Here is a 23,578-nt window from a genome sequence, read left to right on the forward strand (position 1 = left end):
TTTGTTTCAGGCGCTTATTCATCCCGCCAGCGTTTCAACAAAATACTCGCATTCACGCCGCCAAAGCCGAAGCCGTTTGATAAGGCGTAGGTCATGTTCATCGATTCCGCCTGTTTTGCGACCAGATGCAAACCTGCCGCCGCCGGGTCGGGGTTATCCAGATTTAGCGTGGCAGGGGCTATCTGATCGCGCAGAGCCAAGGCGGTAAAGATGGTTTCCAGCCCGCCGGCGGCGCCCAGCAGGTGCCCGGTCGCTGATTTTGTTGAGGTCACGGCGACAGTCCCGGCCGTGCCAAACAGGTGTTTGATGGCGTTGATTTCGCCCAAATCCCCTACGGGTGTCGACGTCGCGTGCGCATTTAAATGCTGTACCTCCTCGGGAACGACGTTCGCCTGCTTCAACGCGATTTTCATCGCCCGATAGGCGCCGTTGCCTTCTTCAGCGCCGGATGTCATATGGTAGGCGTCGGCGCTGGTGCCATAGCCGACGATTTCCGCGAGCGGGGTGGCGCCGCGCGCCAGCGCGTGTTCCAGCGTTTCAATGACCAGCATGCCGGCGCCTTCCCCCATAACAAATCCGTCCCGGGCGCTGTCGAAGGGCCGAGAGGCCTGGTGCGCCAATTCGGCCGGAGCGGTGGACATGGCGCGCGCGGCGGCGAACCCGCCCAGGCTGACGGTATCTATCGCGGCTTCGGTACCGCCGCACACGGCGATATCGGCTTCATCATTGCGGATCATACGCACTGCGTCGCCAATGGCTTGCACGCCGGCGGCACAGGCGGTGACCGGCGCGCCAATCGGCCCCTTGAAGTGGTGTTTGATTGAAACGTGGCCGGCCGCCAGATTGACCAGGAATGAGGGGATGGTGAACGGCGACAGCCGCTTGGCGCCGCGGCTGTCGGTTGTGCGCACCGCCTGGGCAATCGCCGGGAAACCGCCAATACCCGAGGCAATGACGGTGGCTGTGCGTTCTTGTTTTTCGTCCGTATCGGCTATCCAGCCGGCCTGACGAATGGCTTCGTCCGCCGCCGCCATAGCAAACAGGATAAAGCGGTCCATTTTCTTTTGGTCCTTGGGGGCGACGGAGGCGTCGGGGTTGAAGCCCGCTTCAGCATCTTGCGCCAACGCCGGGACCTGTCCTCCGACCTTGACCGGTAAATCTGCAACGATCTCGTCAGGCAACGCTCGAATGCCGGATTCTCCTTTTAACAAACGTTGCCAGATGGCTTCAACACCGCACCCTAGCGGTGAAACGGCGCCCATGCCGGTAATGACGATACGACGATTGCTCATGATGGCTCCTTGGTAAATTCGGGTAAGTCGGCGAGGCGCCGCTGCCGCATCAGTTCGGCGCGTTGATGTATGCCGTCGCTTGCCGCCGGCCCTGGCGCCAGCGTAATGAACTGCGGCGGCACCGGCTGTTGGGTATCACGATTGACCAATTGGACTTGGATCGGCCGATCGTTGCGTCCGTCGACCAACAGGGCGCTAACGTCCCCGTCGGTCAGATGATTGTTGCCCCATTGTGAGAGCGCCGCCAACACCGGGAGAAAATCGTTGCCGCGCTCAGTAAGCAGGTAGTGATAGCGCACCGGCCGCGTTTGATAACGTTCTTTATACAGAATGCCGTGGGCCACCAAATCCTTCAGGCGACGCGCCAGTAGCGTGGGTGACATCCCCAGACTTTGTTGGAATTCGTCGAACCGGGACAGCCCCTGAAAAGCATCGCGAAGGATCAGGATGCTCCACCATTCCCCCACGCGATCCAATGCACGCGCTACGGGGCAAGGCGCGTCGCTAAAGCGGGTTTTTTGCATACCTTCCTCAATAAGTACAATAATTGTAGTTACTATGCTAGTCATGTTAGAGGATCTTGAGGGGCAAGAGAATAACCGGATGCAAAAAAACCGCTATCGCACTGATGCGGGTATTGAGGGAGGCCGCCTTTCAGGCTGCCTGTTGCTTTGGCCGCTTCGGGTAAGCATAGGGCAGAGAGCGGTGGGGTAAGGCATTTCGGTGTCGGGCGATGAAATAAGGAGCACCCAGCGCCAATGCCAGCGTGATGCGATATTTCATATCGCCCGATAGCGCATCTTCGCTATCGGCCCTAATCCTCTTTGATGAGAACTGAATAATAAGATGATGCTAATGGCGGCTAAAAAGAGGGGCGGGAGTCTTTGAAAGGCCGGGAAAGGATAAGAGAAAGAAATGCCATCACGTCGAACATGACAGCATGCGAAGAGCGTTAGAAGAGAAGGCAGTGGCCGCCTTCTCGTCAGCGTGATTAGAACGCGGTGGTATCTTTGAACAGGCCCACTTTCAGATCGGTGGCGGTATAGATCACTTCACCGTCAACCAGCACTTCGCCATCGGCGACGCCCATGATCAGCTTGCGGGTGATGACGCGTTTGAAGTTAATACGATAGGTTACCTTCTTCGCGGTTGGCAGCACCTGGCCGGTGAACTTGACTTCACCGACGCCCAGCGCGCGGCCTTTGCCTTCGCCACCCAGCCAGCCGAGGTAGAAACCGACCAGTTGCCACATCGCATCCAGGCCCAGGCAGCCCGGCATGACCGGATCGCCGATAAAGTGGCAACCGAAGAACCATAGGTCCGGATTAATATCCAGCTCCGCTTCCACATAACCTTTGTTGTGAGTCCCGCCGTCTTCGGTCATTTTGACCACGCGGTCCATCATCAACATGTTACCCGCCGGCAACGGTGGGCCACCGGCGCCGAACAGCTCGCCGCGGCCGGATGCTTCGAGGTCTTCTTTCGTATAGGAATCGCGTTTATCTACCATGTTCTCAGTAAGCCTTATTTTAATGAAGGACGCAGGTTAGCTAACACGTGTACGCTGAACAAGTCCGATCAGCCGTGGTTGAACCAGTTGAGCCAGCGTAGCGGCCATGGACGACGGCGTTCCTGCAGGCTCACCTGCGCAATCCGTTCCTGAATGGCCGCCAATAAATTCGGCTGTTGTTCGTCAGAGTAGAGGCAACCGGTGAGCAAAGGCAAGGCTTCCGCCGCGCTCTCTACCGCCCACAGGTGGAATTGCCCCTCGCGCACTGCGTCAACGACATCCTGACGCAGGCACAGGTGGCGCACGTTGGTCACGGGCAGTATGACGCCCTGTTTGCCCGTCAGGCCGCGGCGTAAACAAACCTCGAAGAAACCTTCGACCTTTTCGTTAACGCCCCCTATCGGCTGTACGTTGCCGAATTGGTCAACGGAGCCGGTGACGGCGATCTGTTGTGTGATCGGCTGCTGTGACAGGGCGCTGATCAGGGCGCACAGTTCAGCCAGCGAGGCGCTGTCGCCGTCCACTTCACCGTAAGATTGTTCAAAGACGATCGAGGCGGAGAAGGGCAGCTGCTGATCCAGGTCCAGTTCGGCGATCACGAACGCTTGCATGATCATCATACCTTTAGCGTGCAGGTTGCCGCCCAGCTCGGCCTTGCGTTCGACGTCGGTAAATTCGCCGTCGCCGAGATGCACAACGCAACTGATGCGCGACGGTTCGCCGAAGCTGCGTGGGTGGCCGGGATAATCCAGGACTGACAGGCCGTTGATTTGCCCAACCACTTCACCCTCGGTCTCGATCAGGATCTGACCCAGTTCGATCTCATCCTGCATACGCTCGGCGAGATAGCTTTCACGCCATTCGCGGGCATTCAATGCCGCTTCAAACGCTTTGGCCGTAATGCGGTCTTCTTCGGCGTACAGTGCAGCTTCGGACAACTGCTGCCCAAGCCAAACCGGCGAGAATGGCAGGATGCCCTGATCGCCACTATAACGCACCGCCTGAACGATCAGCGGCAGCCAGGCATCGGCCGCCAACATCGGTAACTGCCGCTCGGCGATCACACCGTTGACGTAGCCGCACCACTGCGCCATATCATCAACTTCAGTCAGTTGCAGATCGTCTTCATATTCGCCATAGACCGCTTGTTCACTCAGTTCTGGCTCGATATCGTGGAAATCGGCCAGGCCGTGGCGGTCGCCGACTACAATCAGCCGCAGATCCAGCGGCATCGGCGGAATAGCGACCGGCAGCGGGCGGGTTTCGTCAGGCGAAACCCAATGGAACTGACGCTGGCCGATCATTTGCTTCAACCGCAGCCATAGCAACGGCTGGGCCAGCAGCGCCCGGGCTGACAGGATCAGAATACCGCCGTTGGCCTGGTGCACCAGGCCGGGCTGCAGAGTGATGTCGCCATTGTGGATCCGCACGCAACCAAACAGCTGCTCCGGTTCAATCCACTCTTGGAACACGCAAGCACCGCCGGCAGCGAAAGGTTCATCGCCATGGCTGGCAGGCTCTACGCTGACCTTGCCATCCTGAATGACATAGTGGCTGCCGCGGCATGCCGTGTTTTGCGGCAGCAGTGGTTTGACGGCGTTAGCGATCAGTTCCAGGTATTCTCGCGTTTCTTGCGCTTTCAACAGCATGAATCGCGGTGGCGATTGGGGGTGACAAAATAGCGTCAGGGCATTTTCCAGCCGAGGCTGAATGGCGGAAAAGGGCACGGGTGCCAACTGAGCGGCGGTATCAAATATCGCCTGATAAGGCGTTACGTCCGGCAATAAAGATTGCCATTCAAGTCGGTTATTGGTCAAAGTGTTAGATGCAATCGTTAAAAAGGGAAAGGGCGATTATACAAGAATAACGGCAGCTTGATACATGTGGAGTGCCAGTTGGCATCAGGGAGTTTGACATCGCGCGATGACTGTGCAAAAAACAGTCTAAAAGACGGCTTAATTGCCGGGGAAATTCGGCGTAAAGCTGTTATGCTTATTTGAAGTTACGCGGTCACTGAAGAGCTCAAGATGAAATATCAGCAACTGGAAAATCTGGAGAGCGGTTGGAAATGGAAGTACCTGGTGAAGAAGCACCGGGAAGGGGAACTCATTACCCGCTACATTGAAAACAGCGCTGCTCAGGAAGCGGTTAACGAGCTGCTGAAGCTGGAAAATGAGCCGGTAAAGGTACTTGCATGGATTGCCGCTCATATGAATCCGGATCTGGATAACCGGATGAAACAAACGATCCGCGCCCGCCGCAAACGTCATTTTAACGCAGAACACCAGCATACGCGTAAAAAATCTATCGATCTGGAGTTTTTGGTTTGGCAACGCTTGGCTGCCCTGGCGCGTCGTCGCGGCGTGACGCTGTCGGAAACCGTCGTGCAGCTTATCGAAGATGCTGAGCGCAAAGAGAAGTATGCGAATCAGATGTCGTCGTTGAAAGAAGACCTGAAGGCGATTCTCGGCAAAGAACCTAAGTAAACGGGGCAGCGTGCCTCGTTGCACCAGGCCTTGAATGCTCTGACAAAAACAGGACGAAAAAAAACCCCGCATTGCGGGGTTTTTTATTAGGCGAGTAAACTTAGCCCTGAGGCTGAGTTACAACGTCTTTGATACCTTTAACTTCGATCTCTACGCGACGATCTGGTGCCAGGCAAGCGATCTGAGCTTTGGTAGCGCGGCCAGATTTGTAGCCACAGGTGTTGCCAGTAACTGGCTCTGCTTCACCCATACCACGTGCAGAGATTTTGTCTGACGGGATGCCTTTGGAGACCAGGTAGTCAACAACGCTCTGTGCGCGTTTTTCAGACAGTTTCTGGTTGTACTGGTCAGAACCAACGGCGTCGGTGTAACCCAGAACCACTACGGAACCGTCTTTAGGATCCATGGAGCTCAGTTGGGTGTACAGCTGATCCAGAGCCTGCTGGCCTTCTGCTTTCAGAGTAGACTTGTTGAAGTTGAACAGCACGTCAGACTTCAGAGTGAAACGCTTGGTTTCAACAACTGGGGCCGGAGCTGGAGCTGGAGCAACTGGAGCAACTACGTCATCCTGACCGAAGCGGTAAGAAACGCCCAGGCTCAGCATGGTGTTGTCTGGACGCGCGCCAACGGTACCTGCATCACCGATGTTGCTTACGAACTGGTAGTCCAGGCGGGTAGCCCAGTTTTTGGTCAGTGCGTATTCAACACCAACAGCAGCCAGCGGAGAAACGCCGGTGTCGTGGTCGCTCAGGCGAGTGCCGTTGCCGTAGTTAGCTTTGGAGTCTGCGCGCCATACCATACCACCCAGACGAGTGTAGATGTCCAGATCGTCAGCAATTGGGTAGCTCAGTTTAGCGGCCAGTTGAACGCCCTGTGCTTTGAAAGCACCGTTGTTCACGCTGCCTTTGTAAGGCATACGGCCAAGCCAGTCATAGCCCAGTTCGAAGCCCAGGTATTGGTTTGCCTGGTAGCCCAGGAACGCGCCTGCACCCAGCTGATCTTTGTGGGTTGGGCCGTTGCCGATACCGTTCTGGTAACCGTTGCCGTAGAAGCCAACGTCATGGTACTGGGACCAACCCAGTTTAGCACCGGTGTACCAGGTGTTATCTTTTGGAGCGGCTTGCGCTACGGTAGCGAAACCTGCCAGTGCCACTGCTAATGCGATAGCTGTCTTTTTCATTTTGCGCCTCGTTATCATCCAAATAGGCAATGAGCTTTAAAGCTGTTTTAAGCCCTTGGTTAAATTCCTTCGCCAAGGTTTAAGCCCTCGTTTGTTACTCGCCAGTTTTTCTGACGTTATAGAGCAACCTTGGCGATGTAAAGTCTACAACGTGGCGCGAAAGTTACAAGTGTGATGTGATAAGGCTCTAAAAAAAAACGCAGAATCGTACATATTTGCTAACATTCTCAGCTCAAAAAAACGGCGATCAACAGGGCATTTTCCCTTGCCAAACCGCGGCTGGACTAGCTTTTTGCCTTATCCCGCAAAGGTTCCCTTTACGGGGTGCGAAAATGATGGGAAAAATCCTAAATTTACTTAATGATACAAAGAAGAGTGAATTTTTAGGGTAGAACACTGTCCGTGAGTCGGGCTAATGTCACGTTGTGGACGCATGATAAACCCGTATGCGTTACCCAATTCTGCCGCACGTCTTAATTTTAGACGATCCTCCTCCGTTAGCTCGGGCAACCAGCCGAGAACCACGCTGTAATTCCCCGTTTGCAGCGCTTTTTCCATTGCCTCAACCGTATTCACCGGGCTGATCTGGCTCAATTGCACCACTTTATCCACCGGCAGGCCGGATTGCTGCAGCCACTGTTTGCTTAATTTTTGCTGCGGCGTGAGCCACAGAAGCCAGCGAGACTGCTTGCCCAGTTGCTGCAGCAGGGGCAACAGCAGTTGAGCCACTGCGGGCTGGCGTTCGTTGTAAACAAGTTCACTGATCAAGCCATTCTCTTTGCCGACATCCGTGTTCTTCGCAACATTGCGCGTTGTATAAGAGCCATGGCCGAAATGAGGTTGGTAGAGTGATTGAGTACGCATAAAGTTCCCGCCCGTCGTGTTACTGTATGTTTATACAGTATCCCTGATTTAGGATAAGATCAACCCAAATTTTCGTAGCGGCTCGCATAATTGCGATCATTTTTTGTACCGACGGTTTTTGTGATTGGCAGGCGGACGGATAGTGCGTATTTTTCTAATTAGTTGTTCACGTTACTTTTTTCATTGATGAGAGAAATAATACAGCCAGAACCTAAAAAGGAGGAACGCTATGAAAAGGATGTCGACGAGAAGAATCGCGCAGGCTAAAAATTGCTTTGCGGCATTGGGGGCCATCACGACTCGGTCGCAGTTCGGCGGTTACGGTCTGCTGGCTGAGGGCGTCATGTTTGCGGTGATAGCGGAGGGGGAGCTGTATTTGCGGGCTACGGCAAGCATGGAACCCGCCTTTCGCGCCCGCGGAATGGTCAATATGGTCTATTCCAAACGCGGTGTGCCCATTACCTTGCGCTATTACTGGGTTGACGAGTCGCTGTGGCGGGAACGCAACGAGCTGGTGGGGCTGGCCTGGCAAGCTGTCAGGGAGGCGCGCCGGGAGCAGCGGCTTAAGGCTGGCGATCACGGCCGACTGAAGGCATTGCCGAATATTGACGTCAATATGGAACGTCTGCTGTGGCGAGCGGGCATTCGCAACGCTTATGACCTGCGGCTGCATGGCGCCAAACGCAGCTATCTCCGTTTATTGAAACAGCAGACTAATTTGGGGCTACGAGTGCTGCTGTCGCTGGGCGGGGCGATAGCCGGTTATCATCAGGCGGCGTTGCCGGCCGAATTACGCAGCGAGCTAGTGCGTTGGTTCGATCATACGATGGCGATGCGCCGCCATGGGCATGAGCCGGTTATTCAGGGCCCATCGAACGGGCCCTGAATAGTTAGGCTGCCTTATTGATTTGGGCATGCAGCGCGGTGAGCTCCGGCAGCAGTTCGAGCACCAAACCCACCTGCTGCAAGACCAATTGCTCTTTGCTTTCAGGTTCCGGAACGGCTTTGCTGATGCGCTCCGCCAGCTGTTCCAACGCCTGCGCAATGCGCTGGCTGTTCCGTTCTTCCTGATGCAGGGCGCCGTCCACGTAACACACGGCGTCATTGAGCAGATCGAGCGTGGCCGGGGTGTTCAGCCGCTCGCGGTGCGCCCCCAATGCGGAGATATAGCTCAGGAGCGTGTGATTCAGACAGAGCAAGCGGAAGGCGGCTTCCTGCAGCGCTTTGTCGGCCTTGGGATCGGCTGACATGTTGGAGATGACCGAAGCCAGTTCCGCATCGCTGTTATGGGCATCTCGTCGTGCAATACGGTAAGCGAGGCCGTTATCCTTACCTTGATGATATTGCACCAAAATGGCGTCCAGATAGCGGCAGTTGGCATTCAGCGTTTTATCCACCACCGCCGGCAGTTGGCGGAACTTCCAGTCTGGCCAGATGAAGCTGACGGCCGCCCAGGCGATGGCGCATCCCAGCAAGGTATCGTAAACGCGCGGGGCGGCCACTTCGAATCCTTCACCCAACAGGTTGAAGCACAGCAACACCAGCAGCGTGATGAACATCGTCGCGTGGGCATATTGCACGGTGCGGAAAGCGAAGAACAGGACGCCGGTGATGACGATCAACACCAGTTGTCCTTCTACGGAAGGCACGAAATAGAGGATTGGCAGGCCGATCAGGATACCTGCCAGAGTGCCGATGATGCGCAGTGCCAGGCGCCGGCGGGTGGCGTTGTAGTTCGGTTGGCAGACGAACAGGCTGGTCAGCAGGATCCAGTAACCGTGCTGCATACCGGTGAACTGGATAAAGGCGTAACCGACGCACAGCACCGCCGACATGCGGATCGCATGGCGGAACAGGGCCGACTGCGGCGTTAAATGGCGGCTGATGCGCAGCCGGATGTCGCTCCAACCGGTCAAGCGATCGTCGGCCAGGCTGTTCTCTTCCGCTTGTCCGCTCGCCAGCGTTTGCTCGGACTCGATATTGGCCAACTGCGCATCTATCGCATGCAGGTTTTTCAGCAGATGCGCCAGCGCCTTGGTCTGTTCGCTATTGCCCTGGGTTTCGGCGATGCGCGCCAACGCTTCCTGAATGCGGCTGAAAGCCGGCTCAAAACGCGGATTGTGCTGGTACTTTTGCCGCAGCAGGATAGATTGCGCCAGCTGGCGGCAGGCGCGCGCCTGCATACTCAGCAAACGCTGGAAGCGGAACAAAATGTCGCTGTGACGGAATTGCCGGCTGAGCGCAGGGTATTGAACGTGAGAAGAACTGGCGCGTTCGTGGATATCCTGCGCGACAAAATAGTAGTGCAAGGTGCGACGGGTGCCGCGCTGGCCGCGATCGCCTTTCAGGCGTGTCAATAACGAGGCTTTGGTCTGGTTGAGTAACGCGACCAACGCGCTGTTGGCCATTGCGACGTCCATCCACGGCAGATCGGCGTCGCGTTCGGCGTCGGGATCGAACAGGTTGGCTTTGGCGTCCAGATAATTGGCCAGTTGATCGTAACAGCGCGCCAGGTTTTCTTGCAGCGGTCGGATCGGGAACAACAGGTGGCCCGCCAGCGTCAGCAGGTTGTACCACAATGCACCGATCACCAGCAGCAGCGGTTGCTGATACCAGGCATCGTACATGGAAGTGCCGAGCATGGTGTAAACCGCGATCAGCAGCGCACCGAAGGCGATGGTGGCGTAACGTTGCCCCAAGGCGCCCAGCAGGATAAAACCGCAGGTCGAGGTGGTTAAGCCAAGCGCGAACAACCAAGGGTAGGGAAACAGCAGCTCAATCGAGGCGGAAGCAATAAAGAAGCATACCAACGTGATCAGCAGATTGCGTAATCTGCCGGCCAGGCGGTCGTCCAAATCAGTCAGAGCGGCTGCCACCACGCCCAGCGTTAACGGGATAGTCAGCTTGGGAATGCCGAGCCACCAGGGAACGGCGGTGGTGCCGATCAGCGCAATGAGGATGCGCAAGTGATACAGCAGGTTGCTGTTGTAAGTATAACGACGAACTGCGGGTGCAAAAGAGAGCACGAAAAACTCCTCAAACGGAGAAAAAATTAACGCTGTTGATAGTGGCGGCGAGCATTCTCAATACGGGCTTGCTGAGCCATTTCTACCGAGACGACGCGGCGTCCCACCGGCCACAGCGCGATGGCGGCTATTTTGAAATTGGCGATGCCGACCGGAATGCCGATGATTGAAACGCATTGCACGATACCGGCGGCGATGTGTGACAGACACAGCCACCAGCCGAACAGCACCAGCCAGATAATGTTGAGCAGCGAGCCGCCGGCGGAGAGCAGCGCATTGCTTTTTTCCGGATACAGTTCATCGACGTGTATCGCTTCGTTGCCGAACGGCACCAGCGACAGCTTGGTGATTTCCCAACAGGAGCGGGTAAGCGGCAGTGTGATGACAAGCAGCACGCTGAACACTGTAGCAATAAGCCAGCCTAGCGTGGTGAAGAAACCGCCCAACACAAAATTAAGAATATTCAGTACAGTACGCATAGACGTCATTCTGCTCTAATGATAGCCAAACCGCGATGCGGGCGTATTCACGATAAAAACGCAAAATCTATTCTACCCTTTTTTTAGCGCTAGAGTGCCACTGCTTATCGCAGGTAAACTGGCAGATATCCGTTATTTAATCTCAACATAGTCATGGCGCGACGATATGGAACTTAAAGCGACATCGCTGGGGAAACACCTGGCTCAGCACCCTTATAACCGCGTGCGGTTGCTGCACGCCGGCGTTGAGGTGAGCGGGGAAAAACATGAATACCTGATCCCCTTCAATCAACTGATTCAGGTCAGGTGCAAGCGTGGCATCGTCTGGGGCGAGCTGGAATTTGAATTACCGGACGAAAAAGTGGTGCGGCTGCACGGCACCGAATGGCAGGAAACGCAGCGTTTTTATCACTTTCTTCAGCAGGCGTGGCAGCAGTGGAGCGCCGAAATGAGCGACGTCAGCGCCGGCGTGTTGCAACAGCAGGTGGCGCAGATTAAGCGCATTGAGCAACAAGATAAATGGTTCAAAAAGTCTGAGCTGGGCAAGTTGCAGCAGCAAATTCGCGAGGCTTTCTCCGCGCTGCCGATGCCGGTGGCGCGCCTGGAGGAATTCGATAACTGCCGGGCTGATTACCATCTGTGTTTGCAATGGTTGCAGCAGGGGGAGCGCAGTATCGAGCAACGCAACCGGCAGTGGACCGAGCGCATGCTGGATCAACACCATGATTTCTTCCAGACCGTCGAGAGTTCGCCGCTCAACGACGCCCAGAGCCGGGCGGTGGTCAATGGCGAGGATTCCGTGCTGGTGTTGGCCGGCGCCGGCAGCGGCAAAACGTCGGTGCTGGTGGCGCGCGCCGGCTGGCTGCTGCGTCGTCAGGAGGCTGAGCCGGGTCAAATCTTGCTGTTGGCGTTCGGCCGTCAGGCCGCCGGCGAGATGAACGACCGCATCAAAGAACGTTTGGGTGATGTCGGTATTCAGGCCAAGACCTTCCATGCCTTGGCGCTGCAAATCATTCAACAAGGCAGCCGCAAAGCGCCGGCCATCAGCCGGTTGGAAACCGATGCCAAAGCGCGCAAAGAGCTGCTGATTACCCATTGGCGCCAACAGTGCGCGGAGAAGAAAGCGCAGGCCAAGGGGTGGCGTCAATGGTTGACCGAAGAGCTGGAATGGGAAGTGCCGGAAGGCGACTTCTGGCAGGATAAGCGCCTGGCGGATCGCCTGGCAAGCCGGTTGGAACGCTGGTTGGGGCTGATGCGCATGCATGGCGGCAGCCAGGCGGAAATGATCGAGCAGGCGGATGAAGAAATCCGCGATCTGTTTTCAAAACGCATCAGGCTGATGGCGCCGCTGCTGAAAGCCTGGAAAAGCGCCTTGAAAGAGGAAGGGGCGGTGGACTTCTCCGGCCTTATCCATCAGGCGGTCAACATTCTCGACAAGGGGCGCTTCGTCAGCCCGTGGAAACATATTCTGGTCGACGAGTTTCAGGATATCTCACCGCAGCGTGCGCTCTTGCTGGCGGCATTGCGCCGACAGAACAAGCAGACCTGCCTGTTTGCTGTAGGGGATGACTGGCAGGCGATTTATCGCTTCAGCGGCGCAGAACTGACGTTAACCACGGCCTTCGCCACGAACTTCGGCGAAGGCGCGCAGTGCGCGCTGGATACCACCTATCGTTTCAATGAACGCATCGGCGAGGTGGCCAGCCGGTTCGTGCAGCAGAACCCGCACCAGCTGAAAAAACCGCTCAATAGCCTGAGCAAGGGCAATAAAAAGTCGGTGACGATCCTGCCGCACGAGCAGTTGGAGCCGCTACTGGACAAGCTGAGCGGCTACGCCAAGCCGGATGAGCGCATCCTGGTGCTGGCGCGTTACCACCATCTGAAACCGGAAGCGCTGGCGAAAGCGGCCACCCGCTGGCCAAAGCTGGATCTGGAGTTTATGACCATCCACGCCAGCAAGGGGCAGCAGGCGGAATACGTCATCATCGCCGGTTTGCATGAGGGGCGTGACGGCTTCCCCGCCGTGGCGCGCGAGTCGGTGTTGGAAGAGGTGTTACTGCCGCAGCCGGAGGACTTTCCGGATGCTGAAGAGCGCCGTCTGCTGTATGTCGCGTTGACTCGCGCCAAACATCAGGTATGGCTGTTGCAGGATCGTGAACGTCCTTCGGTGTTCGTCGACCACCTTCGTGAGCTTGGCGTTCCGGTGCAGAAAAAACCGTAAGCAGCTGGCCTGGCGGTAGCCAGGCCGAAAGGACTATTTCAGGCGGTCTTGCAGGTAACGCTGATAGTCGGGGATGGCGATCGCCACCTCGCTTTTGAACAGCGGAGAGTCAATCAAAAAATCAGCGGTCGAACGGTTGGTCGCTACCGGAATATTCCAGACGGTCGCCAGCCGCAGCAGCGCCTTCACGTCCGGATCGTGAGGAACCGCGTTCAGCGGATCCCAGAAGAAGATCAGCATGTCTATCTTGCCTTCCGCAATCAGTGCGCCGACTTGCTGATCGCCACCCATTGGGCCGCTCAGCATGCTGGTGACGGGAATGCCGCTGGCACGCTGGATCAGGTTGCCGGTGGTGCCGGTGGCGTACAACTGGTGCTGCGCCAGAATGGTCTTGTGGCTTTCAACCCATTCCAGCAGGGCCTGTTTGCGGTGATCGTGCGCCACCAGCGCAATGTGTTTGCGCTCGGCGATAGTGCGGGTGGTCAATTCCATATCAGTGTCCTTCGCTAATCGGTGATGTGCGACAGATTACTGAAACTGTTTTTCACTGCCTAGCGTTTGCACCTGAAAATGCGAAGAAAAGGCGCCTTCGCGGCTAAGGCGCCGGGAGGGATCAGTGAACCGGTTGTTTGTTGGCCCAGTGCAGGAAGCGCTTCTGGGTTTCCTTGTCCGCCTGTTGGAACCAGTATTGCAGCATCTGTTCCGACACGTTTTCACCTTTCAGCGTCACCGTCGGGGCATTCACCGGTGCGCCGGCCGGCAGGGAGGCTGTTGTGTTGCCTGCGTTCGGCTGGACGAAAAGCGGGACGGAAGCCGGGCGGTTTTGGCGGTTGTAATCCGTCATCACCTTTTCCAAATCGGCATTGAAGGTGACGCTGTCGGGATGCAGCACATCATGCTGGAACGGCAGGGCATTACCCTCTTTATCCACTACCCGATAGTTCAGCGTTTTATCGAAGCGTTGCGCGTCACGATCGTTCTCGATGCGCGGCAGTTCGATCGCCACCTGACTGATCTTTTGCGTATTGAAGGTGGCAACCAGCGGCAGGGACGCATAGGCCTGCGTATGCTGGCCGGAACGTACGGTTTTGGTCACTTTAAACAGCAGCTGGTGCTGTCCGCCATCCAGTTCAAGGCTGTCGGCGCCTTTTAACAACGAACCTGTCATTTTCTTGCCGTCGACCACCAGCAGATCGATGTCCGGGGAGAGTTTCAGGGTCGTAGCCGCGGCAGGCATGCTGATGCTGAGCAACGCCGCAACCACCAGACCAAATTTCATCATTATCTCCTTATAAAGTGACGTAGCTCTAAGTGTTGAACATGGCATAGGTTGTGTCAAAATTTTTCAATTGGGTATTTTATTTACATTTTTACATATTTATTTGTAATTAGACACGTCTGTGCGTGGCTGAACCGCGACAGCCTCAGACCATAAGATTACGCTGAAGTTTCCTGCGCGTAGCGTTTAGCTGCGCGAATGCCGATCGGTTACACTCGAAACGGAAGAGTGACGCAGTGATAAACGGGAGTTGAAGATGCAAGATCAAGAGATTGTTGAGTTATTGCAGCAGGTGAAAACCATCGCGCTGGTGGGCGCCAGCGATAACCCGTCGCGGCCCAGCTATGGGGTGATGGCTTATCTGTTGTCGCAGGGATATCAGGTGATCCCGGTGAGCCCAAAACTGGCGGGGCAGACGCTGTTGGGGCAGCCGGTTTATGCCACGCTGGCCGCCATCCCGCAGCCGGTCGATATGGTCGACGTTTTTCGCAATTCGGAGGCAGCCTACGGCGTGGCGCAAGAGGCGATAGCGATCGGCGCCAAGGCGCTGTGGTTGCAGATCGGCGTGATTAATGACCAGGCGGCAGTGCTGGCGCAACAGGCCGGGCTGCAGGTGGTGATGGATCGCTGCCCGAAAATCGAAATCCCGCGTTTGGGGCTGGAACGCTAAATAAAAAGAGCCCGGCGCGATGCCGGGCCCTTTCAGGGTTTCTCAGGTCTTGGCGCGGTCAATTGCGCAAGCGTGGCGCCTGTAACTGGTGACGGATGGATTCCGCCAGTTCATCCAGCGATGGTTGCTCGGGATGCGCTTCCTGGGGCTCGCCATCCAGCTGCGCTTCCGCCAGATAGGTATGCACCGGTTGGCCTTCCTCGTCTTCCATCACCACGTGGTACCAAGGAGCGGAACGCAGTTCATCGTTCGCCGCTATCTCGTCAGCTTTGGGTTGTTCCAAAGAGTATTCAGGGTCGATATCGATAACGACGCCCAAATACCCCAGCAGTTTATGCCTAACCTGTTGTCCGATACCGAATTTGCTGGCAATCATGATGACCTCCTGAGAAACAATGCCTTGCTCATATATGGGGGCAAGGCAGCGCATTTCAAGTTACATCACCCGACAAGCGAAGCCTTTCAGATACAGCCCCTCAGGGTACGTGGCGATCACCGGGTGATCGGCAGCCTGGCGGAACTGTTCTATAAATTGTACATCACGTCCGGCATCTACAGCGGCGTCGGCCAAAATTTTCTGGAACAGATCGGTCGGCATCAGCCCGGAGCAAGAGAAGCTGAGCAGAATGCCGCCCGGGTTCAGCAGCTGCAGCGCCAGCATATTAATGTCTTTGTAGCCACGGCAGGCGCTGGCCAGCTGGTTTTTGTTCTCGACGAACTTCGGCGGATCCATGATGATCAGATCGAATTTCTCGCCCTGGGCGCGGTAGTTGCGCAGCAGTTGGAACACGTCATCGCGAACGAACTCTGCCTTGTTCAGCTCCAACTTGTTGAGCTCGACGTTCTGTCTGGCGATATCCAGCGCCGCCTGCGAGGTATCTACACTGATCACCTGCGCGCAGCCGCCCATCAGAGCGGAAACGGCGAAGGCGCCGGTGTAGGAGAAGCAGTTCAGCACCCGGCGGCCGGCGGAGTAGTTACGCGCCGCCAGGCGGCTGTCGCGCTGATCGAGATAGAAACCGGTCTTGTGCCCTTGCTGAATGTCCACCAGCAGTTTCATGCCGTGTTCGGTGATCGGCAGCAGCTCCGGCGGCAAATCGCCCAGCACCGGGCCCTGCGCCAGCGGCAGGCCTTCTTTTTTACGCACCGCCACGTCGGAACGGTCGTAAATTGAACATTCCGGGTAACAATGCTGCAGAGCTGAAAGCAGAGCCGGGCGCTGATATTCGGCGCCGGCGGACAGCAGCTGCAGCACCAGGAAATTCTGGAAGCGATCGATAGTGATGCCCGGCAGGCCGTCGGATTCGCCGGCGATCAGGCGGTATCCGTCCAGGCCGTCGCGCTGCGCGACCCAATCACGCCAGCTTTGCGCTTGCTGCAGGCGGCGAATGAAGAAATCGATGTTAATCTCTTCATCCTGCTGGAAAGTCCAGACGCGTGCGCGGATCTGCGACTCGGGCGAATAGGCGCCGCGAGCCAGCCATTTGCCCTGGCTGTCGAGAATATCGATGGTTTCACCGGAGAGCGCTTTGCCCTCGACGCGTTGAACGGCGCCGGAGAACACCCAAGGGTGGCGACGGAGTAAGGACTTTTCACGTCCTTTGGCGAGAAACAGGCGTACGGTCATAATTAATAATGCTGCCAGCTAGGATAGAAAGAGTGACACGGCGGTGCAAAGGCACGGCAATGCCATAACGAAAACTGAATTAAGGGGGCGATTATGACACAAGTTTGCATTGCTGCGTATGTGTATGGCGTGGTGCAGGGGGTAGGGTTTCGCTATTCCACTCAGCGGCAGGCCGAGGCGCTGGGGGTGACGGGCTATGCGCGCAACCTTGATGACGGCAGCGTTCAGGTGGTGGCCTGTGGCACACAGGCGCAGGTGGACTTGCTGGTCGCATGGCTGAAGCAGGGCGGCCCGCGCAGCGCGCGCGTCGAACGCGTGCTGGTGGAGCCGCAAGGCGTAGCCGACTACGACGGGTTCGGCATTCGCTATTAAGCGCTCGCCTGCAGCGGCGCTGCGGGCGGAGCGGTCAGATGCATTTTACCGGTTTGGGCAACCCGGCGATCTTGGTGGCCTGTTTGGCCGGCCCTTTCGGGAACAGGCGGTACAGATAGCGGCTGTTGCCTTTTTCTTCGCCGTATTTCTGCGCCATGGCTTTGACCAGCATGCGAATAGCCGGTGAGGTATTGAATTCCTGATAGAAGTCGCGCACAAAGCGCACCACTTCCCAGTGTGCTTCGGTGAGCACGATCTCTTCCTGCGCGGCCAGCAGCGGCGCCAGGCCTTCATGCCAGTCGGCGCTGTTTTTCAGATAGCCCTGCGCGTCAGTGTCGATAACCCGACCTTCAAACTCCAACATACTGCCTCGATAACGGATAATTCGGAACGGCCGCCAGTTTAGCAAATTTTTTCAGCCGCAAAAAATAAAGCCCCGCCGGAGCGGGGCCTGGAAGGCGGGGTAACACGCGATCAGTTGCTGCGGGCGAAGCCCAGAATGCTCAACAGGCTGATGAACATGTTGTACAGCGACACGTACAGGCTGACGGTGGCGCGAATGTAGTTGGTCTCGCCGCCGTGAATGATGTTGCTGGTTTCCCACAGGATCGCGCCGGCGGAGAACAGAATGAACAGCGCGCTGATCGCCAGGTGCAGAGCAGGGATCTGCAGGAACAGGTTGGCGATCACCGCCACCAGCAGCACCACAAAACCGGCCATCATCATGCCGGACAGGAACGACATGTCTTTACGGGTGGTCAGCACGTAGGCCGAGCAGCAGAAGAACACCGCTGCGGTGCCGCCCAGCGCCAGCATGATCAGATCGCCCGCGCCGGCGTTCAGGAACGAGCTGAGGATCGGGCCGAGGGCATACCCCATGAAACCGGTCAGCGCGAACGCCGCCAGAATGCCTGCCGGGCTGTTGGCCAGTTTATGTGTCAGGAACATCAGGCCGTAGAAGCCAACCAGCATCAGCAGCAAGCCCGGCGCAGGCAGGCCCAGCAAGGTACTGGCGGTTGCGGTCAGCGCCGAGAAAGCCAGCGTCAGGGATAACAGGAAATAGGTGTTGCGCAGGACTTTATGCGTGCTGAGCAGGGAGTCGCGCGAGGAAGACGAGACGACAATGCGGTCCATAATGATCTCTCTTATCAGGCCATCACAAAATAATCCCGATGATAGGCAGCGCAAGCGCTTGATTAAAGTTTGTTTACCAATCTTTACCCTTAGTTATCATTGTTGCAACAGCGGGGGGAGCGGCCGCGCGTTTGTTCGCCGGCTTGCATCATTCCGTCGATTTTTCGCGCGGTTGAACGCGCCTGGGCTTTACAAGCGAATAAGCTCTGTTTATAGTGCGCGTCGTTGCGGAGGGGTGGCCGAGTGGCTGAAGGCAACGGTCTTGAAAACCGTCGACGGGAAACCGTTCCAGAGTTCGAATCTCTGCTCCTCCGCCATACATTCTGACCCCGCGCTCTTAGAGCGCGGGGTTTTTTGCTTTTGCGTGCTGAGAACTTGACGGTCGCCCGCAGGAAACGCGAACGGCTATTGATAAGGGCTACGCATCGGTGAGATTATGCGGTCATCAAGGCAGGCCGCTCGGATGCCTGCTGCTGTCAGGCGTGACTGGCACGATAATTAACGCCGCCTTATCGATTTTGCTTAATACTCTTAGGAGACAGAGATGAACTGGTATCAAGTCGCCCTATGGACCATGATTTTTCTCAAGTCCGGCGCTTTCCTGGTGTTCGTATGGTGGTGGATGTTCAAACGTGCGACCAAACCCTATGAGCGTCCGAAAGACGTCGTGGTCGACGAGACGCCGTATGACGATAGCCTTACGATGGAAGAGGTGATGAAGAATCACGGCATCGTACGGACTGAAAAGCCGCTCTGATCGTCGAATGTCTGTGTTGCTATCAACCCGAGCCTGTGGCGCTCGGGTTTTTTATTCCCGCCGTTACTCGCGATGCATCCCTTTTCCCCTATCTTGTTTGACCCCTGTAGCGATTTATTTAAATGAATTATCTTTCAGTATATTTTTTAATATACTTTAAAGGTGGGTTTTATATTGATAGGGAAAGATATATTTTTCTCTGAAAAATTCATCCTTATCGACTGAGCAAAGAAAAATTCGGACGCTGTTTCTTGTTTGTCTGAATATTCATGTGCAGAGAGTATCGCATTTTCGGGCTACTCCTATAGCGGTAGGTTGGCTAATTTTTTAAGGTAGGGGAAAAGTAAACCGTACGTGGAGGAAGGAGGAGGGTTAAGAAATCTAAGATTTTTCTTTGTGTATTTTTTCTTTTTATATCAATGGCTTTTTGTTTTTTATGCCACAAGCGCTTTTATGAGGAAATGACGGCGCTCATTTAACCCGCGCAGTAAGCAGCCTGCCGTACTCACTCTTTTAAGGCACACATCCTTCCGGCCATTGCTCGATTCATTTTTTTTATTGTCATGAAAATTATTTGATTCGATGTTGCAATTTTTTTGTCTTTGGAATTAATATGTCCTGCATCTGGCGGTGAATGAGATTTTTCCCATTGTCGGATACCTTTTAGAATACACTTGGATATATATAAATATATACCGTCGCATATAAACTTTTAGATGGCAGGATGCTGTCAATACTCTGCTATTGCCTAAGCTTCGTTAGCCTCTAAACGGTTTAATGGTGTAGGTCATTTTATATATGCTCTCTCAGCGAAGAAAGTAATGGGGTTTATTATGATTAAGCAAGGCATCTCTTTGGCGGTATTGGCTGCCGCGTTAACATCTGTGGGCGCAACGGCGGCAGATAATTCCGCCGGTGGCGTTATTTCGTTTAGCGGTGCCGTTACGGATACCACTTGTACCATCAATGGCGGGAAAAGCGCCGATTTTACCGTTGCGCTCAGCCCGATTTCCGTGACTGATGCGGGCACCGTGGTCGGCCCCATCACCAAAAACAAGAAATCTTTCTCGCTGACGTTCTCCGGCTGCACGCCGGCGGCGGGAACGGCCGGTACGCCGCTGAAGATCTACTTCTCTTCGGCGAATAATATCTCTACCGACGGGAAATATCTGCTGAACAGCTCCGTGAATGAAAGCGACGCCGCCGTAGCGAAAAACGTCGGTTTTTCTCTGGCTGAGCCGGGTTCATCCACGCCGATTCCGTTGAACGTGCCTTATGTCACCAAGATCAAAGGCGATAAAACGGCGCCGGATGCCGAAACGCTGACGCTGGACGCCTATTACTACAAGACCAATGCGTTGGCGGCAAAAGTGGGGGAATTGAGTTCCAACGTGACTTACACCATTTCTTACCTGTAATTGCAATTAAGCCAGGCCTGCGCCCAAGGCAAAGGCCTGGCTTCTGGGGTGACTATGAAACAGTGCTTAATCTTTGCTGGATTGTTTCTCAGCAGCTTTTGCGCCGATGCCAATATTGTAATTAATGGAACGCGCGTTATTTATCCGGAAAAAAACAAGGATGTTATCGTTCAGTTAGTCAACAATGGTGACGATCCGGCACTGGTGCAGGCATGGATTGATGACGGTGATATAAACTCGACGCCTGAAACGGCAAACGTGCCGTTCTTGTTATCCCCGCCGGTTGTGAAAGTTGCCGGAAATAATGGCCAGCAATTACGCATACAAAAAATGAACGCGGCGCTTCCCGGCGATCGTGAGTCGGTATTTTATTTGAATGTGCTGGATATCCCGCCTACGCCGGAGAATTTGCAGGGCGTCAATACGCTGCAATTAGCCATCAAATCACGCATCAAGCTATTTTATCGCCCGGCAGGGTTAACCGGCAGTGTCAATAACATCACCGACTTCATTGAACTCCAGGCGGCGGGGAAGGGATTTAAGGTTATCAACAAAGGCCCTTACTATTTTACGTTGGCCAATGTTGATCAGAAAGGCAAAAAGAATCTGTTGGTCGATTCAGTGATGGTCGGGCCATATTCCAGCCTCTTTGCCCCGACCAAAGTTGGCGTGAGCCGGAATATTCCCTACACCCTGCTCTATATCGACGACCTGGGGGCTTATAAATCTAAAGCCATTACAGCCCGCTAACGTGAAGAACGGCCATGAAGCTTAAACTAAAATTGCTTTCGATACTGACCGCATCTGTATTCATACCGTTAAATAAAGCATCGGCGATGAAATTCGACACTTCTCTATTGGCCGGCGCGTCCAGCGAATCCGATCTGTCGCGTTTTTACCTCAATAATGACATGCCGGCAGGCACGCAAACGGTCGACGTGTATGTCAACCAGAGTTGGAAAGGGCGGTTCTCGTTGCAGTTCGGCGAACATAAAGGCGATATTCGCATCGCCCATCGTGACGCCGCCCTGTTGGGCATCGATATGAGTCGTTTGTCCATCGGGGTGGACAAGGGGCCGATCCCCGTCCAAACGTTGGTGCAAGGAGGAAGGGCGGACTTCGATGTGGGGACGTTGAGCCTTAAGCTGACGGTGCCTCAGTCGCGAGTGATTCGCGCAGAGGCCGGCTATGTTGACGCCAAATTTTGGGATCGCGGCGTGCCTGCGTTGCTGCTGGCCTATAACGCCACCTATTACCACGTGCAGTCGTTGCAGGGCGACAAGGCGTCAAACGACGATTTCTATACCGGTTTGGAATCGGGGGTCAATCTGGCGGGTTGGCAATTCAGAGACAGCAGCAATTTCCGCAGCAGTTCGCGGCAAGGCAGCGATTGGCAAAATAATACTCGCTATGTGCAGCGTGGCTTCGCCGCCATCAAATCGAACCTGACGATGGGCGATTTCTATTCGCCGGGTGATTTGTTCGACTCGATTCGGGTGCGGGGCGGCGCTTTAGCCTCGGATATCAACATGCGGCCCAATTCGCAGCAGGGCTTTTCGCCGATAGTACGGGGCGTGGCGCAGAGCAATGCCCTGGTGAAAGTATTGCAAAACGGCAACCTCATCTATCAGGAGAACGTGCCGCCGGGCGCCTTTACGCTGGACAATATATTGCCGACCGGTTCTGCGGGGGATCTGTTGGTCGTGGTCAGGGAAGCCGACGGGCGGGAACAATCCTTTACCGTGCCGTTTTCCGCCGTTCCCAACATGTTGAAGCAGGGCGTCAGCAAATATGGCCTGGTTGCCGGTAAGGTCAATCAGGCGGATACCGACTATGCGCCCGCTTTCGTGCAGGGCACGCTGCAGTACGGCTTCAATAATCTGGTCACCGGTTACGCCGGTACGATCCTCAGCGAGGACTATCGCGCCTGGCTGCTGGGCAGTGGCTGGAATCTGCCGTTCGGCGCGGTATCCGTCGATGTGACTCAGGCCTCGACGCATTTGCAGGATCGCAACGAGAATGGGCAAAGTTTTCGGATCGCCTACAGCAAGTTTTTGGACGCTACCGCAACCAACTTCACGCTGGCGGCATACCGTTATTCGACCAAAGGTTATTACAGTTTCAACGATGCCATCTACACCCATCAAGGCTACCGCGAGCGTGACAAGCGCTTTCACGATTATTGGAACGATCGGGATGACCATGAGCTTGCCCCGCTGGATTTGAATACCTGGGACGCCGTTCGCGCCGCTCGTCCGCGCAATACCTTCAATTTGAACCTGAATCAGAGGCTCGCAGAAGGGTGGGGCACGCTCTATTTCTCCGGCACCCAGCGCGACTATTGGTCGGATACGAATAAAAGCCGGGAATACCAGCTCGGGTATTCAAATGCCTTCGCGCGCGTCAGTTACAACATTTCCGCGAGTCGCGTGAGAAATTCCGATCGCAAAGAAGAGACGCGGTTTTATCTCTCTCTGAGTGTGCCGTTGTCGATGTTCGACAACAATGCCTATCTCAGCACCAGCTTATCCGCCACCGATTCGCACTATCAGCAAAGCTCGCTGAGCCTGAGCGGCAATGCGCTGGAATCAAACCGTCTGAGTTATGCGCTTGCCGGCAGCAATCAAAGCGGCGGCAACAGCATGGCGAGCGTGAATGCCGCCTATCGCGCCAACGCGACGACCGTCGGCGGCTCCTACAGTGAATCATCAGACTATCGACAGTTGGGCATGAGCGCCCGCGGCAGCCTGGTGGCGATCCCTTGGCATTTGCTGGCGTCCAACGAAATGGGCAACACCATGATGGTGGTGGACGCGCCCAAGGCCAAAGGGCTGATGGTGAACGGCGACGAGAGCATCGTCACTAACGACGAAGGGCTGGCTTTGGTGCCTTACGCCACGCCTTACCGGCAAAACTCCGTGACATTGTCGGATACCGGCAACAGTTCCGGCGCCGAGATCGTCGGCAATATCGCCAACAGCGTGCCCTATGCCGGCGCCGTCAACTATTTGAGATTCGAAACCGATCGGCGTCGGCCTTATACGCTGCGCGCCTTTAAGCCCGGCAATAAGCCCCTGCCATTTGGTGCGGAGGTGGCGGATCAAAGCGGGCATGCCATTGGCTTCGTCGGGCAGGCCAGCGTCCTGTATCTGCGGGTGGAGCAGCAGCCAACGTCACTGGAGGTCAGGCTGAATGACGGTGTCTGCAAGATTGAACGCCCGAAAATCTCGATGGACAGCGCAGCCAACACATGTCGATAAAAG

General features: G+C 55.6%; 23 protein-coding genes and 1 tRNA gene. 10 read left to right on the forward strand and 14 right to left on the reverse strand.

Going from position 1 to position 23,578, the window contains the following annotated elements:
- Nucleotides 1-14: 14 nt before the first annotated feature.
- The 4 genes from fabF to ACMGG9_RS07415 form a co-directional block, all read right to left on the reverse strand.
- Nucleotides 15-1,292, reverse strand: coding sequence for a beta-ketoacyl-ACP synthase II (fabF, locus tag ACMGG9_RS07400; protein ID WP_414162011.1), 1,278 nt, complete (start codon nt 1,290-1,292; stop codon nt 15-17).
- On the reverse strand, nt 1,289-1,816 hold the full coding sequence (locus ACMGG9_RS07405) for a winged helix-turn-helix transcriptional regulator (protein WP_033642590.1): 528 nt from the start codon (nt 1,814-1,816) through the stop codon (nt 1,289-1,291). Before ACMGG9_RS07405 ends, fabF begins: the two co-directional genes overlap by 4 nt.
- A gap of 467 nt (nt 1,817-2,283) precedes the next feature.
- Complete coding sequence (fabA, locus tag ACMGG9_RS07410; RefSeq protein ID WP_004928144.1) at nt 2,284-2,802, reverse strand: bifunctional 3-hydroxydecanoyl-ACP dehydratase/trans-2-decenoyl-ACP isomerase; 519 nt, start codon at nt 2,800-2,802, stop codon at nt 2,284-2,286.
- 68 nt (nt 2,803-2,870) lie between these two features.
- Nucleotides 2,871-4,619 carry an AAA family ATPase gene (locus tag ACMGG9_RS07415; RefSeq protein WP_414162012.1) on the reverse strand — a complete coding sequence of 583 codons (1,749 nt, stop codon included), beginning with the start codon at nt 4,617-4,619 and terminating at the stop codon, nt 2,871-2,873.
- Nucleotides 4,620-4,829: 210 nt separating this feature from the next.
- Between ACMGG9_RS07415 and matP the strand changes: the two genes are divergently transcribed.
- On the forward strand, nt 4,830-5,288 hold the full coding sequence (gene matP / locus ACMGG9_RS07420) for a macrodomain Ter protein MatP (protein ID WP_033642591.1): 459 nt from the start codon (nt 4,830-4,832) through the stop codon (nt 5,286-5,288).
- A gap of 100 nt (nt 5,289-5,388) precedes the next feature.
- Here the strand turns inward: matP and ompA are convergent, their stop codons facing one another.
- Both ompA and sulA read right to left on the reverse strand, forming a co-directional pair.
- The gene (gene ompA / locus ACMGG9_RS07425) at nt 5,389-6,468 is read right to left on the reverse strand and encodes a porin OmpA (RefSeq protein ID WP_033650775.1); all 1,080 of its coding nucleotides are present in this window, start codon (nt 6,466-6,468) and stop codon (nt 5,389-5,391) included.
- Nucleotides 6,469-6,825: 357 nt separating this feature from the next.
- Nucleotides 6,826-7,332: an SOS-induced cell division inhibitor SulA gene (gene sulA, locus ACMGG9_RS07430; RefSeq protein ID WP_033642592.1), complete on the reverse strand. Its 507-nt coding sequence runs from the start codon at nt 7,330-7,332 to the stop codon at nt 6,826-6,828.
- Nucleotides 7,333-7,561: 229 nt separating this feature from the next.
- Between sulA and ACMGG9_RS07435 the strand changes: the two genes are divergently transcribed.
- Nucleotides 7,562-8,218, forward strand: a complete 657-nt coding sequence (locus ACMGG9_RS07435; RefSeq protein ID WP_033650692.1) for a TfoX/Sxy family DNA transformation protein — start codon at nt 7,562-7,564, stop codon at nt 8,216-8,218.
- Between the two features lie 4 nt (nt 8,219-8,222).
- Here the strand turns inward: ACMGG9_RS07435 and yccS are convergent, their stop codons facing one another.
- Together yccS and ACMGG9_RS07445 are read right to left on the reverse strand one after the other, a co-directional pair.
- On the reverse strand, nt 8,223-10,358 hold the full coding sequence (gene yccS / locus ACMGG9_RS07440) for a YccS family putative transporter (RefSeq protein WP_042784133.1): 2,136 nt from the start codon (nt 10,356-10,358) through the stop codon (nt 8,223-8,225).
- A 26-nt stretch (nt 10,359-10,384) separates the two neighbouring features.
- Nucleotides 10,385-10,837, reverse strand: coding sequence for a YccF domain-containing protein (locus ACMGG9_RS07445; RefSeq protein WP_025302313.1), 453 nt, complete (start codon nt 10,835-10,837; stop codon nt 10,385-10,387).
- Nucleotides 10,838-11,003: 166 nt separating this feature from the next.
- On the opposite strand from ACMGG9_RS07445, the gene helD reads away from it, so the two are divergent.
- Nucleotides 11,004-13,058, forward strand: coding sequence for a DNA helicase IV (gene helD / locus ACMGG9_RS07450; protein WP_414162013.1), 2,055 nt, complete (start codon nt 11,004-11,006; stop codon nt 13,056-13,058).
- A gap of 33 nt (nt 13,059-13,091) precedes the next feature.
- Here helD and ACMGG9_RS07455 read toward each other — a convergent pair whose 3' ends face one another.
- Together ACMGG9_RS07455 and ACMGG9_RS07460 are read right to left on the reverse strand one after the other, a co-directional pair.
- Nucleotides 13,092-13,550 (reverse strand): methylglyoxal synthase, encoded by a 459-nt coding sequence (locus tag ACMGG9_RS07455; protein WP_033642596.1) that lies wholly within the window; start codon nt 13,548-13,550, stop codon nt 13,092-13,094.
- A 121-nt stretch (nt 13,551-13,671) separates the two neighbouring features.
- Nucleotides 13,672-14,337 carry a DUF2057 family protein gene (locus ACMGG9_RS07460; RefSeq protein WP_164106189.1) on the reverse strand — a complete coding sequence of 222 codons (666 nt, stop codon included), beginning with the start codon at nt 14,335-14,337 and terminating at the stop codon, nt 13,672-13,674.
- A gap of 256 nt (nt 14,338-14,593) precedes the next feature.
- On the opposite strand from ACMGG9_RS07460, the gene ACMGG9_RS07465 reads away from it, so the two are divergent.
- Complete coding sequence (locus tag ACMGG9_RS07465) at nt 14,594-15,007, forward strand: CoA-binding protein (protein WP_033642598.1); 414 nt, start codon at nt 14,594-14,596, stop codon at nt 15,005-15,007.
- 58 nt (nt 15,008-15,065) lie between these two features.
- Here ACMGG9_RS07465 and hspQ read toward each other — a convergent pair whose 3' ends face one another.
- Complete coding sequence (gene hspQ / locus ACMGG9_RS07470) at nt 15,066-15,383, reverse strand: heat shock protein HspQ (RefSeq protein ID WP_004928104.1); 318 nt, start codon at nt 15,381-15,383, stop codon at nt 15,066-15,068.
- 60 nt (nt 15,384-15,443) lie between these two features.
- Nucleotides 15,444-16,634 (reverse strand): 23S rRNA (cytosine(1962)-C(5))-methyltransferase RlmI, encoded by a 1,191-nt coding sequence (rlmI, locus tag ACMGG9_RS07475; protein ID WP_072627929.1) that lies wholly within the window; start codon nt 16,632-16,634, stop codon nt 15,444-15,446.
- Nucleotides 16,635-16,727: 93 nt separating this feature from the next.
- Here rlmI and yccX point away from each other — a divergent pair, with 93 nt between their 5' ends.
- On the forward strand, nt 16,728-17,006 hold the full coding sequence (gene yccX / locus ACMGG9_RS07480; protein WP_171403374.1) for an acylphosphatase: 279 nt from the start codon (nt 16,728-16,730) through the stop codon (nt 17,004-17,006).
- Between the two features lie 34 nt (nt 17,007-17,040).
- Here yccX and tusE read toward each other — a convergent pair whose 3' ends face one another.
- Together tusE and yccA are read right to left on the reverse strand one after the other, a co-directional pair.
- Nucleotides 17,041-17,370 (reverse strand): sulfurtransferase TusE, encoded by a 330-nt coding sequence (tusE, locus tag ACMGG9_RS07485; RefSeq protein ID WP_033642601.1) that lies wholly within the window; start codon nt 17,368-17,370, stop codon nt 17,041-17,043.
- Between the two features lie 110 nt (nt 17,371-17,480).
- Nucleotides 17,481-18,140: an FtsH protease modulator YccA gene (gene yccA, locus ACMGG9_RS07490; protein WP_033642602.1), complete on the reverse strand. Its 660-nt coding sequence runs from the start codon at nt 18,138-18,140 to the stop codon at nt 17,481-17,483.
- Nucleotides 18,141-18,369: 229 nt separating this feature from the next.
- On the opposite strand from yccA, the gene ACMGG9_RS07495 reads away from it, so the two are divergent.
- The 5 genes from ACMGG9_RS07495 (at nt 18,370) to ACMGG9_RS07515 (ending at nt 23,575) form a co-directional block, all read left to right on the forward strand.
- Nucleotides 18,370-18,457 (forward strand) — tRNA-Ser (locus ACMGG9_RS07495).
- Nucleotides 18,458-18,684: 227 nt separating this feature from the next.
- Entirely contained in the window at nt 18,685-18,897 is a 213-nt protein-coding gene (locus tag ACMGG9_RS07500; RefSeq protein WP_004928089.1) for a hypothetical protein, read from the forward strand.
- An 821-nt stretch (nt 18,898-19,718) separates the two neighbouring features.
- Entirely contained in the window at nt 19,719-20,315 is a 597-nt protein-coding gene (locus tag ACMGG9_RS07505; protein WP_369795919.1) for a fimbrial protein, read from the forward strand.
- Between the two features lie 54 nt (nt 20,316-20,369).
- The gene (locus ACMGG9_RS07510) at nt 20,370-21,065 is read left to right on the forward strand and encodes a molecular chaperone (protein WP_033644245.1); all 696 of its coding nucleotides are present in this window, start codon (nt 20,370-20,372) and stop codon (nt 21,063-21,065) included.
- Nucleotides 21,066-21,079: 14 nt separating this feature from the next.
- On the forward strand, nt 21,080-23,575 hold the full coding sequence (locus tag ACMGG9_RS07515; protein WP_182073979.1) for a fimbria/pilus outer membrane usher protein: 2,496 nt from the start codon (nt 21,080-21,082) through the stop codon (nt 23,573-23,575).
- Nucleotides 23,576-23,578 lie beyond the last annotated feature (3 nt).

The sequence above is a fragment of the Serratia sp. BNK-10 genome, from assembly GCF_047456065.1.
Lineage (GTDB): Bacteria > Pseudomonadota > Gammaproteobacteria > Enterobacterales > Enterobacteriaceae > Serratia > Serratia ureilytica.

Bases quoted from the DNA above. Each gene is read 5' to 3' on its own strand.
- ACMGG9_RS07515 (WP_182073979.1), top strand. From the start codon at position 21,080: ATGAAGCTTAAACTAAAATTGCTTTCGATACTGACCGCATCTGTATTC.
- rlmI (WP_072627929.1), bottom strand. From the start codon at position 16,634: ATGACCGTACGCCTGTTTCTCGCCAAAGGACGTGAAAAGTCCTTACTC.
- fabA (WP_004928144.1), bottom strand. From the start codon at position 2,802: ATGGTAGATAAACGCGATTCCTATACGAAAGAAGACCTCGAAGCATCC.
- ACMGG9_RS07455 (WP_033642596.1), bottom strand. From the start codon at position 13,550: ATGGAATTGACCACCCGCACTATCGCCGAGCGCAAACACATTGCGCTG.
- ACMGG9_RS07445 (WP_025302313.1), bottom strand. From the start codon at position 10,837: ATGCGTACTGTACTGAATATTCTTAATTTTGTGTTGGGCGGTTTCTTC.
- tusE (WP_033642601.1), bottom strand. From the start codon at position 17,370: ATGTTGGAGTTTGAAGGTCGGGTTATCGACACTGACGCGCAGGGCTAT.
- ACMGG9_RS07405 (WP_033642590.1), bottom strand. From the start codon at position 1,816: ATGCAAAAAACCCGCTTTAGCGACGCGCCTTGCCCCGTAGCGCGTGCA.
- ACMGG9_RS07435 (WP_033650692.1), top strand. From the start codon at position 7,562: ATGAAAAGGATGTCGACGAGAAGAATCGCGCAGGCTAAAAATTGCTTT.
- hspQ (WP_004928104.1), bottom strand. From the start codon at position 15,383: ATGATTGCCAGCAAATTCGGTATCGGACAACAGGTTAGGCATAAACTG.
- sulA (WP_033642592.1), bottom strand. From the start codon at position 7,332: ATGCGTACTCAATCACTCTACCAACCTCATTTCGGCCATGGCTCTTAT.
- ACMGG9_RS07500 (WP_004928089.1), top strand. From the start codon at position 18,685: ATGAACTGGTATCAAGTCGCCCTATGGACCATGATTTTTCTCAAGTCC.
- ACMGG9_RS07460 (WP_164106189.1), bottom strand. From the start codon at position 14,337: ATGAAATTTGGTCTGGTGGTTGCGGCGTTGCTCAGCATCAGCATGCCT.
- helD (WP_414162013.1), top strand. From the start codon at position 11,004: ATGGAACTTAAAGCGACATCGCTGGGGAAACACCTGGCTCAGCACCCT.
- ACMGG9_RS07465 (WP_033642598.1), top strand. From the start codon at position 14,594: ATGCAAGATCAAGAGATTGTTGAGTTATTGCAGCAGGTGAAAACCATC.
- ACMGG9_RS07505 (WP_369795919.1), top strand. From the start codon at position 19,719: ATGGGGTTTATTATGATTAAGCAAGGCATCTCTTTGGCGGTATTGGCT.
- matP (WP_033642591.1), top strand. From the start codon at position 4,830: ATGAAATATCAGCAACTGGAAAATCTGGAGAGCGGTTGGAAATGGAAG.
- yccX (WP_171403374.1), top strand. From the start codon at position 16,728: ATGACACAAGTTTGCATTGCTGCGTATGTGTATGGCGTGGTGCAGGGG.
- yccA (WP_033642602.1), bottom strand. From the start codon at position 18,140: ATGGACCGCATTGTCGTCTCGTCTTCCTCGCGCGACTCCCTGCTCAGC.
- ompA (WP_033650775.1), bottom strand. From the start codon at position 6,468: ATGAAAAAGACAGCTATCGCATTAGCAGTGGCACTGGCAGGTTTCGCT.
- fabF (WP_414162011.1), bottom strand. From the start codon at position 1,292: ATGAGCAATCGTCGTATCGTCATTACCGGCATGGGCGCCGTTTCACCG.
- ACMGG9_RS07510 (WP_033644245.1), top strand. From the start codon at position 20,370: ATGAAACAGTGCTTAATCTTTGCTGGATTGTTTCTCAGCAGCTTTTGC.